Below are 11,315 nucleotides of genomic sequence, written 5' to 3' on the forward strand. Positions count from 1 at the left end.
TCCTGCCGCCTTACTTGACGTCGGCCGCGACCTTCAGCGACACGATCTTGTCGGGATCCTGCACCGGCTCGCCGCGCTTGATCTTGTCGACATTGTCCATGCCTTCGATGACCTGGCCCCAGACCGTGTACTGGCGATTGAGGAAGGCTGCATCGTCGAAGCAGATGAAGAACTGCGAATTGGCCGAGTTCGGATTCTGCGAGCGCGCCATCGAGCAGGTGCCGCGGCTGTGGTTGGCATTGGAGAATTCGGCCTTGAGATCCGGCTTGTCGGAACCGCCCATGCCAGCGCGGGAAGGCGCGAAAGAGGGCTTGCTCGAATTGCCGAACTTGACGTCGCCGGTCTGCGCCATGAAGCCCTCGATGACGCGGTGGAAGACCACGCCGTCATAGGCGCCTTCGCGGGCCAGTTCCTTGATGCGGGCGACATGGCCGGGCGCCAGGTCGGGAAGCATTTCGATGACGACCTTGCCCTTGGTCGTTTCCATGATGAGCGCGTTTTCGCGATCCTTGATGTCGGCCATGTCTGATATCCTTTTCAAAAAACAGAACTATTTGTCGGCGGCGATGCGCACCTTGATCATCCGGTCGGGATCGGTGACCGTGCCGTTGTCGGCCTCGTCGCCCTTCTTGATGTGGTCCACGAGTTCCATGCCGCTGACGACATTGCCCACGATGGTGTACTGGCCGTCGAGCGGCGGCGCCGGCGCGAACATGATAAAGAACTGCGAGTTTGCCGAGTTCGGATCCTGCGAGCGTGCCATGCCGACCACGCCGCGCTTGTAGTGCTCGGTCTGCGAGAATTCCGCCGGCAGGTCCGGCAGGTCGGAGCCGCCGGTACCGACAGCCTGGGCGTTGAAGCCCTTGTTCATGTTGCCGAATTTGACGTCGCCTGTCTGCGCCATGAAGCCGTCGATGACGCGGTGGAAGGCGACGTTGTCATAGGCATGCTCGCGCACCAGCTTCTTGATCTGCGCGACATGCTTGGGCGCGAGATCGGGACGCAGTGCAATGGTCACGTCGCCGTCCTTCAACGTTATGATCATGGTGTTTTCCGGGTCGGCGGCATAGGCTGAGACCGATGCGGTCACGAGACCGGCAAGCACGACGAGGAACGAGGCGAGCTTTTTCAGCTGCATGGTCTTCTCCGAGAAACCTATTTTGCGAATTTAGCGGTGAGCGCACCGGCGACCGCGGCCGGCACGAAGGGGCGGATGTCGCCGCCCATCGAGGCAATCTGGCGGACAAGTGTGGCGGTAATGGTTCTAACCGAGGGGCTGGCGGGCAGAAAAACCGTTTGCAGCTCAGGCGCCATCGTTTCGTTCATGCCGGCCATCTGCATCTCGTAGTCGAGATCGGTGCCGTCGCGCAGGCCGCGGATCATGATCGAGGCTCCCTGTTTCCTGGCCGCATCGATGACCAGCCCGTCGAAGGCGACCACCTTGATGCGTGTGCCGTCGCGGCCGAATTCGGCCTTGGTCGCGGCCTCGATGAGTTCGACCCGCTCCTCGAAGGAAAACAGCGGCTTCTTGCCGGGATGGATACCGATCGCCGCATAGACGATGTCCGCCACGGCCAGCGACGCCTTCAGCACGTCGAGATGGCCGTTGGTCAACGGGTCGAAGGAGCCGGCATAAAGGGCGATGCGCTCGGTCATGCCGGTGCTTCTAACGGGCGCGCGGACGGAAGGCAAATCTCATTGATGCGATCCCCTTGAACCTTTTTGCAGGGATGAACGACAGATGAATGCGCCGATCACGAACGCTTCACGCAGCGTTCACTACCTTGCCCCTTTAAGAAGATGAAACCAAAGTCCCATGTAAGCGTTGTAGAGCGCAGGAGAACACGCACATGCTGATCTACATGCTCGCCACTGCAATGACCGTCGCCATGCTGATCGCCACTGTATTCGGGCTGCATCAGGAGGCCCAGCGCGTCCGCATCAAGACCAACGCCAAACGCTTCGAAGGGTTCGGGCCCCGCAAGCCTCACCGTCACTATTGAGTTAGCCTGAATTTGTTGCGACGCGCCGGCCGATTGGCCGGCGTTGCCATGTCTGTCCAAGCCAGACTTATTGCGCATCATCCAGGCCGGCATCGGCCGCCGGATCGATCTCGGCACCAACCTCGACGATTTCTTCCTCGTCCGATTGCGGCTCGGAAATCCGCTCGACCGAAACCACCTTCTCGCCTTCCGCCGTGTTGAAAATGGTCACGCCCTTGGTGGCGCGGCTGGCGAAGCGGATGCCATTGACCGGCACCCGGATAACGGTACCGCCGTCGGACACCAGCATGATCTGGTCGTCATTGCCGACCGGGAAGGTTGCCACCAGCCTGCCGATCTCGGCCGTCTTCGACACGTCGGTGGCCCGAATGCCCTTGCCGCCGCGTCCGGTCAGACGGAAATCATAGGACGATGAGCGCTTGCCGTAGCCGTATTCCGTCACCGTCAGCACGAACTGCTCATGCGCCTTGAGGAACTCATAGCGCTCGTCCGACAGCTCCGCCTCCTCGCCGACCTCTTCGTTGGTCAACGCGATCTCTTCCTCCTCACCTGCCGGGATGCCGGCGGCCAGGCGCCGTTCGGCCACCACGCGCTTCAGATAGGCGGCGCGTTCGGCCGGCGGCGCATCGACATGCTCGATGACGGCCATCGAAATGACGCGGTCCGTTTCGGCCATGGCGATGCCGCGCACACCGACCGAGTTGCGGCTCTGGAAGACGCGCACATCGCCGACGGAAAAGCGGATGCACTGGCCGGAGCTGGCGGTCAGAAGCACGTCGTCATTGTCGGTGCAGGTCTCGACGCCGAGGATCTCGTCGCCCTCCTCCTCCAGCTTCATGGCGATCTTGCCATTACGGTTGACTTGGACGAAGTCAGAGAGCTTGTTGCGGCGCACCGTGCCGCGCGTGGTGGCGAACATCACGTCGAGCTCGCCCCAGCTCGTCTCATCTTCCGGCAACGGCATGATTGTGGTGATGCGCTCGCCCTGCTCCAGCGGCAGCATGTTGATCAGCGCCTTGCCGCGTGACTGCGGATTGCCGATCGGCAGGCGCCAGACCTTCTCCTTGTAGACGATGCCGCGCGAGGAGAAGAACAGCACCGGCGTGTGCGTATTGGCCACGAACAGGCGGGTGACGAAATCCTCTTCCTTGGTCGACATGCCCGAGCGACCCTTGCCGCCGCGGCGTTGCGCCCGGTAGAGCGACAATGGCACGCGCTTGATGTAGCCGGAATGGCTCACCGTCACGACCATGTCCTCGCGCTGGATCAGGTCCTCGTCTTCCATGTCCGCGCCGCCTTCGCTCAGTTCGGTGCGGCGCGGCGTGCCGAATTCGTCGCGCACGGCCGCGAGCTCGTCCTTGACGATCTGCTGGACGCGGGCGCGGGACGACAGGATATCGAGATAATCGACGATCTCGGCGCCAATCGTGTTCAACTCGTCGGCGATTTCGTCGCGGCCGAGTGCCGTCAGGCGCTGCAGGCGCAACTCCAGGATCGCGCGCGCCTGTTCCTCGGACAGATTGTAGGTGCCGTCCTCGTTGATGCGGTGGCGCGGGTCGTCGATCAGGAGGATCAGCGATTCGACGTCGCCGGACGGCCAGCGCCGCTCCATCAACTGCTCGCGCGCCGTCTGCGGGTCGGGCGCTGTGCGGATCAGTTTTATCACTTCATCGATGTTGGCGACGGCGATTGCGAGGCCGACCAGCACGTGGGCCCGGTCGCGCGCCTTGCGCAGCAGGAACTTCGTGCGCCGGGTGACCACCTCCTCGCGGAAGGACACGAATGCTCTCAGCATGTCGGTCAGCGTCAGCAGTTCGGGCTTGCCGCCATTCAGCGCCACCATGTTGGCGCCGAAAGAGGTTTGCAGCGGCGTGAAGCGATAGAGCTGGTTGAGGATGACGTCGGCCACGGCGTCGCGCTTCAGCTCGACGACGACCCGATAGCCCTGGCGGTCGCTCTCGTCGCGAATGTCGGAAATGCCCTCGATGCGCTTGTCGCGCACCAGTTCGGCCATCTTCTCGATCATCGACGATTTGTTCACCTGGTAGGGAACCTCGGTGATGATGATCGATTCGCGGTCATTGCCGCGGGCCTCGATGTTGACCTTCCCGCGCATGACGACGGAGCCGCGGCCGGTCGAATAGGCGCTGTAGATGCCGGAGCGGCCGAGCACGATGCCGCCGGTCGGGAAATCCGGCCCCGGAATGATTTCCATCAGCGCCGGCAGGTCGATGGCCGGGTTGTCGATGATGGCGATCGCGGCGTTGCAGACTTCGCCCAGATTGTGCGGCGGGATGTTGGTGGCCATGCCGACGGCGATGCCGCCCGAGCCATTGACCAGCAGATTGGGAAAGCGCGCCGGCAGAACCTTCGGCTCGCTGCCGGAAGCATCGTAAGTGTCCTGGAAATCGACCGTATCCTTGTCGATATCCTCCAGCAGCTCATGCGCGACCTTGGTCAGCCGCGACTCGGTGTAGCGCATAGCCGCCGGCGGATCGCCATCGATCGAGCCGAAATTGCCTTGCCCGTCGATGAGCGGCACGCGCAGCGACCAGTCCTGCGCCATGCGCACCAGGGCGTCATAGATAGAGGCGTCGCCATGCGGATGGTATTTACCCATCACGTCGGCGACCGGGCGCGCCGACTTCACATATTTGCGGTTCCAGTGATAGCCGCTCTCATGCGCGGCGAAGAGAATGCGGCGATGCACCGGCTTCAGGCCGTCGCGCACGTCGGGCAGCGCGCGGCTGACGATCACGCTCATGGCGTAATCGAGATAGGATCGCTGCATCTCCTCGATGATCGAAATCGGCTCGATGCCGGTGGGGCCGCCGTCGGCGCCGCGCGGTGTTTTTTGGTCGGTCAAATCGGATCACAATCTAAACAGGAATCACTTGCCGTATATATAGGAAGCCGGGCCGAAACTCCAATGTCGACGGCACTTTTCCCGTGTCGATTTTGGCGGTGATTTCAAAAGGATACCGGTGATTGCGACGATATGGCCGATGTGCTTTTCGGAGCCGTCGACGCAAAGGCCCGCCATCTCGTGTTAGCGGCGGCCCGCGCGGCGGGCGCGATAGCTGCCGGGCGTCTCGCCCATTTCGCGCCGGAAGCGGCGATTGAAAGTTGACAGGTCGTTGAAGCCCGCCTCGAAGGCGATCGTCGAGATCGCCTTGTCCGAAGCGTGGAGCCGCACTGCTGCCCGGTGCAGCCTGGTCCTCAGCAGAAACCGGTAGGGGGTCATTCCGGCAATCTGCCGGAATGTGCGCAGGAAATGATACGGACTGGTCGCCGTCTCCCGCGCCAGCACGGCCAGCGAAAGCGGCTGATCGGCATCGATCTCGATACGCCGAACCGCCTCCGCGACCCGTTTCTGGTCGCGGCCGCTGGGTGTCCGCGCCATCTTGGTGCGCCCTGAGCTTGCGGCGACTGCTGCGCTGGCAATGCGCAAGCCGAGTTCCTCGAAAGCAGCGGTTTCGCCCACATCGCGCGCGGCCTCCGCTTCGGCCAGCAGCGGCATCAGCGCCGGCAGGGGCGGCAAGCGCGGCGTCTTGAAGGCCAGCATTCTGGCGCCCGGTACGTCCTCCACGATCCGTTCCATATAGGCCGGAGCAAAATGGAAGGAGAGGCAGCGGTCACCGGCGCCGTGCTCGTGGCCGCATTCGTAGCATGTGCCGGGATTACCGAGCAGCACCGCGCCTGGCGCGAGCATCGCGGTGCCCTGGCTGGCGCGATAGCGGAAGGTGCCGCTGGTCACCGCGGCGACGCAGAACGTCCGGTGCTCCTCCTCGAACGGCCGGTCGCCGGCGCCGGCCGTGCACACCACGTCCGACACCTGCCAGCCTGGCCCCGAGGCAATGATCCTGTCGCTCGTCGTCATAGCCTGAAAGATAGCAATTTTTCCCAAGCGCAGAACCCTGCCCCGGCCTATCGCTTGCGGCCTCCTGACAGCATGAAGGCACCAGCCATGACCAACCAGCCCACTTTTACCGAAGCCCTGCACAGCGACGGGCCAGCCCCCGGCTTTGCCGAGAATTTGGATCTCTACGGTCGCTTCGTCGGCGCCTGGACTTTCGATGCCAGCCGTCATCTCGAGGACGGCACCGTGCTGACCGGACGCGGCGAGGTGCATTTCGGCTGGGTGCTGGAAGGCCGCGCGATCCAGGACGTCTGGATCCTGCCCGCGCGCGATGCCGGCCCCTCGCCTTCTCTCGGCAAATGGACCTTTTATGGCACGACCTTGCGCGTCTACGATCCCGGCGCAAACGCCTGGCATATCTTTTGGAGCGATCCCCGAAACCAATACTACAGCCGCCAACTCGGCCGCGCCGAGGGCGAAACGATTGTCCAAGTGGGCGCCGACGGCACCGGTTCCTCCGTACGTTGGAGCTTTTCACGGATCACGGAAAATTCCTTCCGCTGGCTCGGCGAGCGCTCGCACGACAATGGCGCGACATGGCGGCTCGAAGTGGAGTTCCTGGCGCGGCGCTCTGGCCGTACCTGATCAAGCAAGCCCGCGACGCAAACTCAGGCATTCCCTGCGTTCTTTCGCGTCTCCCTCGGCCCAGCCGGCTTTCGCAGAGTTCGCGAGCCGCCTCTCCCCAGCCGGTTTCCTCCGTCCCTGCTTTGCTCTACCAATGTCGGGATGCGGGCTCGGCCCGGCGGGAGGGGTGAGAGATGCCGAGTTTCGACAGCCTGTTCAACGCCTTCGTCACCATTCTGGTGACCATCGACCCGCCCGGGCTGGCGCCGCTGTTTCTGGCGATAACGCGCGGCATGAACCGCGAGGAGCGCCAGCAGGTCTCGGTCCGCGCCTCGGTCATTGGCTTCCTTGTGATGGCGCTGTTCGCGGTTGCCGGCGCGTCGATCCTGTCGGTGTTCGGCATCACGCTGCCGGCATTCCGCGTCGCCGGCGGGTTCCTTCTGTTCTTCATCGCTTTCGAAATGGTGTTCGAGCGCCGGCAAGACCGCAAGGAGAAGATCGGCGACGTCGCCATCACCAAGGACATGATCCACAACATCGCCGCTTTCCCGCTGGCGATCCCGCTGATCGCCGGCCCTGGCGCGATTTCGGCGACTGTGCTGCTCTCCGGCTCGTTTCAGGGTTTTGGCGCCCAGGCGGCACTGGTCGGCATCATCTTCGTCTGCCTCGCCATCACCTATCTCGTGTTCGTGCTCTCGGAGCGCATCGACCGCATCCTCGGCCAGACCGGCCGTTCGATCCTGACCCGCCTGCTCGGCGTTATCCTGGCGGCACTTGCCGTCCAGTTCGTGGCTGACGGCATCAAGGCGCTGATGGCCTCATAGGCCGCTTATTTTGCCGTCGTGTCGATAATTTCGAAATCGTGGGTAATGGCGGCGGTCTTGGACATCATGGCCGAAGCCGAACAGTATTTTTCGATCGAGAGATCGATCGCCCGCTTCACCTTGTCGGGCGACAGCGCCCTGCCCTTGACGATGAAATGCATATGAATGCGGGTGAACACCTTGGGATCGGTCTCGGCTCGGTCGGAATCGAGCTCGACCACACAGTCCTCGATCGCCTCGCGCCCCTTTTCGAGGATATGGACGACATCATAGGCCGAGCAGCCGCCGGTGCCGATCAGCACCAGTTCCATCGGGCTCGGCCCCGGCGTTCTCCCTTCAGGGCCGAACGCGGTCCCCAGTACGACCTTATGGCCTGTGCCGGACTCGCCGACGAAGGTGCGTTCCTCGACCCATTTGATGCGTGCTTTCAACTGATATTCCTTCCACTCGGGATCACGGTCTGGCTTGCGCGACGCCGAAGACCACGTCGTGCAAGATTCTGCCGGGCACCAGCGTAAAGACACCGGCACCCACCAGTGCAAAGATATACAACGCAATCATCGCCTTGCGGTGCTTGGCGACGCGGTGATTGCGTGCATGCCAGACCGCCAGCGGCACCGTGACCAGCACCAGGATCGACAAGAGATGGATCGGGCTGAAAGGGCCAATGAGCCGTATCTGCTGGATCCAGAAACTCGAGATGGCGACGGCCAGCATCAGCGCCGCCCAGAGATAGCCCATCGCGCGGTGGCGCAGCGTGCCTTTCGGCAGCGCCAGCTGCACGCCGCCTATCGCTAGCGCGGCAAAGGCCGCGAGCGCATGCCATGGGATCGGAGGACGTGCCGATAGGAGCGGTCCGAGCGACATCGCGCCCTCTCCTCAAATGCCCGTCACGCCGTGTCGATGCTCAGAACGGAATTTCGTCGTCCAGCTCGCGCGACGAACCGCCGCCGCCCTTGGGAGCGCCGCCGCCACGATTGAAGCCTTCGTTCGGGCCGGACTGGCCAAAATCGGAACCACGGCTGCCGCCGCCGGAATAACCGCCGACCTGGCCGCCCTCGCCCTGGCCGCGCGCGTCGAGCATCTGCAGCTCGCCGCGGAACCTCTGCAGCACGACTTCCGTCGTGTATTTGTCGGCACCGGTCTGGTCTTGCCATTTGCGTGTCTGCAACTGGCCCTCGACATAAACCTTCATGCCCTTCTTCAGATACTGCTCGGCAACCTTGGCGATGCCCTCATTGAAGATGACGACATTATGCCACTCGGTCTTTTCCTTGCGCTCGCCGGAATTCTTGTCGCGCCAGCTTTCCGATGTTGCGATGCGGATGTTGACGACCGGCTCGCCAGAATTCAGGCGGCGGATCTCCGGGTCCGCTCCGAGATTGCCGACCAGAATGACCTTGTTGACGCTACCCGCCATGATACTTCTCCGCGCTCGTCCGAAACAAATTTTTGTCGCAGCACCTTACAGGTTGCGCACACCCGTTGCCTGCCGTGGCTGCCTTTTCCCACAAGGTTTTTGTTCTCTTTTCGTTCCTATACGCATCGCCGCTCATTGTCAAGGAATGGCAGTAATGCCGGAGCCGCCAGCTTCCCTTCATATGGGCCGTAAAACATCGCTTGCCAAATCGATAAGTATCGACTTATGCTTTCGCCATGATCGAAGCGGAAATTTTCCGGGCGCTGGCCGACCCCACCCGACGCGCCGTCTATGAACGCCTCGCCACCAGCGAGATGACGGTGTCGCAGCTGCGCACCGGCATGACGGTATCGCAGCCGGCTGTGTCGCAGCACCTGGCGGTGCTGCGCAGCGCAGGCCTGGTGGTCGAGCGGCGGGCGGGCCGCAACGCCTATTACCGCGCCGATCCGCAAGGGCTCGACCCGCTGCTTGGCTGGATCGAACGCTACCGGACGTTCTGGCCCGAGCGCATCGAAAAACTGAGGACGGTTCTCAAGGACATGGACCAATGACGCACGCACCAGTGACCGACGAAAGCCCTGCGCGGACCGCCCCCGACGCGATCGAGTTCGAGTGCGATCTCCCCGAGCCGCCGGAAAAGGTATGGCGGGCGCTGACCGTGCCCGAATTGCTTGCGGCCTGGATGATGCCCAACGACATCAATCCTGAGATCGGCAGCAATTTCGCCTTTGCCGGGGCGGATGCGCCGATCGAATGCGAGATCCTCGATGCCGAGCCCGGAAAAAGGCTTCGCTATTCCTGGCGGGAACAGCCGCGGCCCGACGAGGAACGGAACCCGCTCGACAGCATCGTCACCTTCACGCTCGCCCGCACCGTTTCGGGCGGCACGCATCTGCATATTATCCATGAAGGCTTTGCCCGTGCGGCGACATCCGCCGCCAGGCCCATGGTGACCATGGCAGGCGCCGGCTGCCGGCTTTCATTCGCTGCGCGTGCCTCCGGCCGCCGCCCCGCAGCCAATTCATTTTGCCTTCTGCAGCGCGCCGCTTGAGTGGCCGACACATGAAAAACGGAGAGAGACGATGACCGGTTTTGCCAATCTGGTGCCGATGGTGATCGAGCAGTCGAGCCGCGGCGAGCGCGCCTTCGACATTTTCTCGCGGCTGCTGCGCGAGCGCATCGTCTTTATCAACGGCGAGATCAACGACGGCATGTCGGCGCTGGTCTGCGCCCAGCTTCTGTCGCTGGAATCGGATAATCCCGACAAGGAGATCTCGCTTTACATCAACTCGCCTGGCGGCGTGGTGACCAGCGGCTTCGCCATCTACGACACCATGCAATATGTCAGTTGTCCGGTGTCGACGGTGTGCATGGGCTTTGCCGCCTCGATGGCTTCGTTCCTGCTGATGGCGGGCACGCCGGGACGGCGCATCGCGCTGCCCAACGCCAGCCTCGTCCTGCACCAGCCGCTGGGCGGCTTCCAGGGTCAGGCATCGGACATCCAGCGTCACGCCGAAGGCATCCTGCGCACCAAGCGGCAGATGACCGAGCTCTATGCGCGCCATTGCGGCCGCACCTATGAAGAGGTCGAGCGCACGCTCGACCGGGACTATTTCATGACCGCCGAGGAAGCGAAGGCATGGGGTCTCGTCGATCATGTCTACGATACCCGCAAAAAGGCGGCGTGACCGGCACAAGCACGATGAATTGAGCGACGGTCCGCCGTCCGGCGATTTGATGACCGCCGGTCTGGCCACCTCGACGGGGCGACGCTATAACCGGCAGATGATCGACAGCCGCTCATTCCGACCTCGGCGCCTTGCCGTCACCGCCGTCGCCGGTGCGCTCATGCTGGCCGGCGGCGCCTTTGCCAACGACAGCCAGAAAGGCAGCCTGCCCGGTGTGGCCGGCGATTATCGCATCGCCAAGCCGGCCCCGCAGCCCGAACCCGATGATGCCTTCCCCGCCAACGGCAACGGCCGGTTCAAGATCGGCGATACCGATGTCAGGATTTCTGGCAGCATCACGGTCGATGTCGGCGCTGGCGGGATCAAACCGCCGCGGTAGCTGACATGTCGGGGCCGTCAGTACCTCCGCGTTCCCCCAAAAGAGCAGCCCCGCCGTGCTTTTAGCAAACGGACGGGGCTTTTCTGGATCTATAATCCAATCTTTCGCCGGGAATGTTTTACCGGCTTTCGATTTCGGATGCTTCGCGGCGTTCAGCCGACGATCCGACCAGTAGTCTCTGATTTTGGTGCATCCGGCAGGGTCACGTCGGAAGGCGCTCGCGTCTCCCTGGCATTCATGCCTGCCACGGCTCCAGTCACTGCTGGAGCCTCAAGGGACTGTCCGGTGGCGTCATGCTCCACTCCTGTGTCCATTGCGACAATCGTCGTCAGAAGCACTGATCGCAATAGCCCGCGGCGTCTCGCAGGCCGCCTTTGGGCGACGAGGCCGTCGAAAGACAGCCGGCTTCATTGACGTATGGAGTCTGCCCCCCTTAGCCGGGGACGTCAACCGCTCGATGGCCGAACGGGAAAAATGTGATGGACCGACATGTCCATCAATCGACAAGGCCCGCCTGG

At 62.9% G+C, this 11,315-nt stretch carries 15 protein-coding genes; 7 read left to right on the top strand and 8 right to left on the bottom strand.

What is annotated here, in order from left to right; all coding sequences use genetic code 11:
* Positions 1-10 precede the first annotated feature (10 nt).
* The 3 genes from FJ940_RS09665 to coaD all read right to left on the bottom strand — a co-directional run bounded on the left by FJ940_RS09665 (position 11) and on the right by coaD (position 1,656).
* Complete coding sequence (locus FJ940_RS09665) at positions 11-523, bottom strand: peptidylprolyl isomerase (protein WP_140498821.1); 513 nt, start codon at positions 521-523, stop codon at positions 11-13.
* 27 nt (positions 524-550) lie between these two features.
* A complete protein-coding gene (locus FJ940_RS09670; RefSeq protein WP_224518951.1) occupies positions 551-1,045 on the bottom strand; it encodes a peptidylprolyl isomerase in 495 nt (164 codons plus the stop codon).
* A 110-nt stretch (positions 1,046-1,155) separates the two neighbouring features.
* A complete protein-coding gene (gene coaD / locus FJ940_RS09675) occupies positions 1,156-1,656 on the bottom strand; it encodes a pantetheine-phosphate adenylyltransferase (RefSeq protein ID WP_140498825.1) in 501 nt (166 codons plus the stop codon).
* A 194-nt stretch (positions 1,657-1,850) separates the two neighbouring features.
* Between coaD and FJ940_RS09680 the strand changes: the two genes are divergently transcribed.
* Entirely contained in the window at positions 1,851-2,003 is a 153-nt protein-coding gene (locus FJ940_RS09680) for a hypothetical protein (RefSeq protein WP_140498827.1), read from the top strand.
* A 67-nt stretch (positions 2,004-2,070) separates the two neighbouring features.
* Here FJ940_RS09680 and gyrA read toward each other — a convergent pair whose 3' ends face one another.
* The gene (gene gyrA, locus FJ940_RS09685; RefSeq protein ID WP_140656343.1) at positions 2,071-4,869 is read right to left on the bottom strand and encodes a DNA gyrase subunit A; all 2,799 of its coding nucleotides are present in this window, start codon (positions 4,867-4,869) and stop codon (positions 2,071-2,073) included.
* A gap of 183 nt (positions 4,870-5,052) precedes the next feature.
* On the bottom strand, positions 5,053-5,883 hold the full coding sequence (locus tag FJ940_RS09690) for an AraC family transcriptional regulator (RefSeq protein ID WP_140525406.1): 831 nt from the start codon (positions 5,881-5,883) through the stop codon (positions 5,053-5,055).
* Between the two features lie 87 nt (positions 5,884-5,970).
* Here FJ940_RS09690 and FJ940_RS09695 point away from each other — a divergent pair, with 87 nt between their 5' ends.
* Both FJ940_RS09695 and FJ940_RS09700 read left to right on the top strand, forming a co-directional pair.
* Entirely contained in the window at positions 5,971-6,507 is a 537-nt protein-coding gene (locus tag FJ940_RS09695; RefSeq protein WP_140525354.1) for a hypothetical protein, read from the top strand.
* A 173-nt stretch (positions 6,508-6,680) separates the two neighbouring features.
* On the top strand, positions 6,681-7,310 hold the full coding sequence (locus tag FJ940_RS09700) for a MarC family protein (RefSeq protein WP_140498833.1): 630 nt from the start codon (positions 6,681-6,683) through the stop codon (positions 7,308-7,310).
* Positions 7,311-7,315: 5 nt separating this feature from the next.
* Here FJ940_RS09700 and FJ940_RS09705 read toward each other — a convergent pair whose 3' ends face one another.
* From FJ940_RS09705 to FJ940_RS09715, 3 genes are read right to left on the bottom strand one after another with little or no spacing between them, the layout of a single operon-like run.
* Positions 7,316-7,741 carry an OsmC family protein gene (locus FJ940_RS09705; protein WP_140498836.1) on the bottom strand — a complete coding sequence of 142 codons (426 nt, stop codon included), beginning with the start codon at positions 7,739-7,741 and terminating at the stop codon, positions 7,316-7,318.
* 22 nt (positions 7,742-7,763) lie between these two features.
* Positions 7,764-8,177 (bottom strand): DUF2306 domain-containing protein, encoded by a 414-nt coding sequence (locus tag FJ940_RS09710; protein WP_140525355.1) that lies wholly within the window; start codon positions 8,175-8,177, stop codon positions 7,764-7,766.
* Positions 8,178-8,217: 40 nt separating this feature from the next.
* Positions 8,218-8,730 carry a single-stranded DNA-binding protein gene (locus FJ940_RS09715; protein WP_140498840.1) on the bottom strand — a complete coding sequence of 171 codons (513 nt, stop codon included), beginning with the start codon at positions 8,728-8,730 and terminating at the stop codon, positions 8,218-8,220.
* A 236-nt stretch (positions 8,731-8,966) separates the two neighbouring features.
* On the opposite strand from FJ940_RS09715, the gene FJ940_RS09720 reads away from it, so the two are divergent.
* From FJ940_RS09720 to FJ940_RS09735, 4 genes are all read left to right on the top strand, one after another.
* Positions 8,967-9,281 carry a metalloregulator ArsR/SmtB family transcription factor gene (locus FJ940_RS09720; protein WP_140656346.1) on the top strand — a complete coding sequence of 105 codons (315 nt, stop codon included), beginning with the start codon at positions 8,967-8,969 and terminating at the stop codon, positions 9,279-9,281.
* Complete coding sequence (locus tag FJ940_RS09725; RefSeq protein ID WP_140656349.1) at positions 9,278-9,781, top strand: SRPBCC domain-containing protein; 504 nt, start codon at positions 9,278-9,280, stop codon at positions 9,779-9,781. The genes FJ940_RS09720 and FJ940_RS09725 overlap by 4 nt, the downstream gene beginning before the upstream one ends.
* 31 nt (positions 9,782-9,812) lie before the next feature.
* On the top strand, positions 9,813-10,418 hold the full coding sequence (locus tag FJ940_RS09730) for an ATP-dependent Clp protease proteolytic subunit (RefSeq protein WP_140498846.1): 606 nt from the start codon (positions 9,813-9,815) through the stop codon (positions 10,416-10,418).
* Positions 10,419-10,515: 97 nt separating this feature from the next.
* Entirely contained in the window at positions 10,516-10,797 is a 282-nt protein-coding gene (locus tag FJ940_RS09735) for a hypothetical protein (protein ID WP_140656569.1), read from the top strand.
* The last annotated feature ends 518 nt before the right edge of the window (positions 10,798-11,315 follow it).

Origin of the sequence: Mesorhizobium sp. B2-3-7 (genome assembly GCF_006442695.1) — a bacterium.
Classification (GTDB): domain Bacteria; phylum Pseudomonadota; class Alphaproteobacteria; order Rhizobiales; family Rhizobiaceae; genus Mesorhizobium.

What these genes read in the sequence shown, in the direction of transcription:
- FJ940_RS09665 (WP_140498821.1), bottom strand. Translation starts at nt 523, where the DNA reads ATGGCCGACATCAAGGATCGCGAAAACGCGCTCATCATGGAAACGACC.
- FJ940_RS09670 (WP_224518951.1), bottom strand. Translation starts at nt 1,045, where the DNA reads ATGATCATAACGTTGAAGGACGGCGACGTGACCATTGCACTGCGTCCC.
- coaD (WP_140498825.1), bottom strand. Translation starts at nt 1,656, where the DNA reads ATGACCGAGCGCATCGCCCTTTATGCCGGCTCCTTCGACCCGTTGACC.
- FJ940_RS09680 (WP_140498827.1), top strand. Translation starts at nt 1,851, where the DNA reads ATGCTGATCTACATGCTCGCCACTGCAATGACCGTCGCCATGCTGATC.
- FJ940_RS09690 (WP_140525406.1), bottom strand. Translation starts at nt 5,883, where the DNA reads ATGACGACGAGCGACAGGATCATTGCCTCGGGGCCAGGCTGGCAGGTG.
- FJ940_RS09695 (WP_140525354.1), top strand. Translation starts at nt 5,971, where the DNA reads ATGACCAACCAGCCCACTTTTACCGAAGCCCTGCACAGCGACGGGCCA.
- FJ940_RS09700 (WP_140498833.1), top strand. Translation starts at nt 6,681, where the DNA reads ATGCCGAGTTTCGACAGCCTGTTCAACGCCTTCGTCACCATTCTGGTG.
- FJ940_RS09710 (WP_140525355.1), bottom strand. Translation starts at nt 8,177, where the DNA reads ATGTCGCTCGGACCGCTCCTATCGGCACGTCCTCCGATCCCATGGCAT.
- FJ940_RS09715 (WP_140498840.1), bottom strand. Translation starts at nt 8,730, where the DNA reads ATGGCGGGTAGCGTCAACAAGGTCATTCTGGTCGGCAATCTCGGAGCG.
- FJ940_RS09720 (WP_140656346.1), top strand. Translation starts at nt 8,967, where the DNA reads ATGATCGAAGCGGAAATTTTCCGGGCGCTGGCCGACCCCACCCGACGC.
- FJ940_RS09725 (WP_140656349.1), top strand. Translation starts at nt 9,278, where the DNA reads ATGACGCACGCACCAGTGACCGACGAAAGCCCTGCGCGGACCGCCCCC.
- FJ940_RS09730 (WP_140498846.1), top strand. Translation starts at nt 9,813, where the DNA reads ATGACCGGTTTTGCCAATCTGGTGCCGATGGTGATCGAGCAGTCGAGC.
- FJ940_RS09735 (WP_140656569.1), top strand. Translation starts at nt 10,516, where the DNA reads ATGATCGACAGCCGCTCATTCCGACCTCGGCGCCTTGCCGTCACCGCC.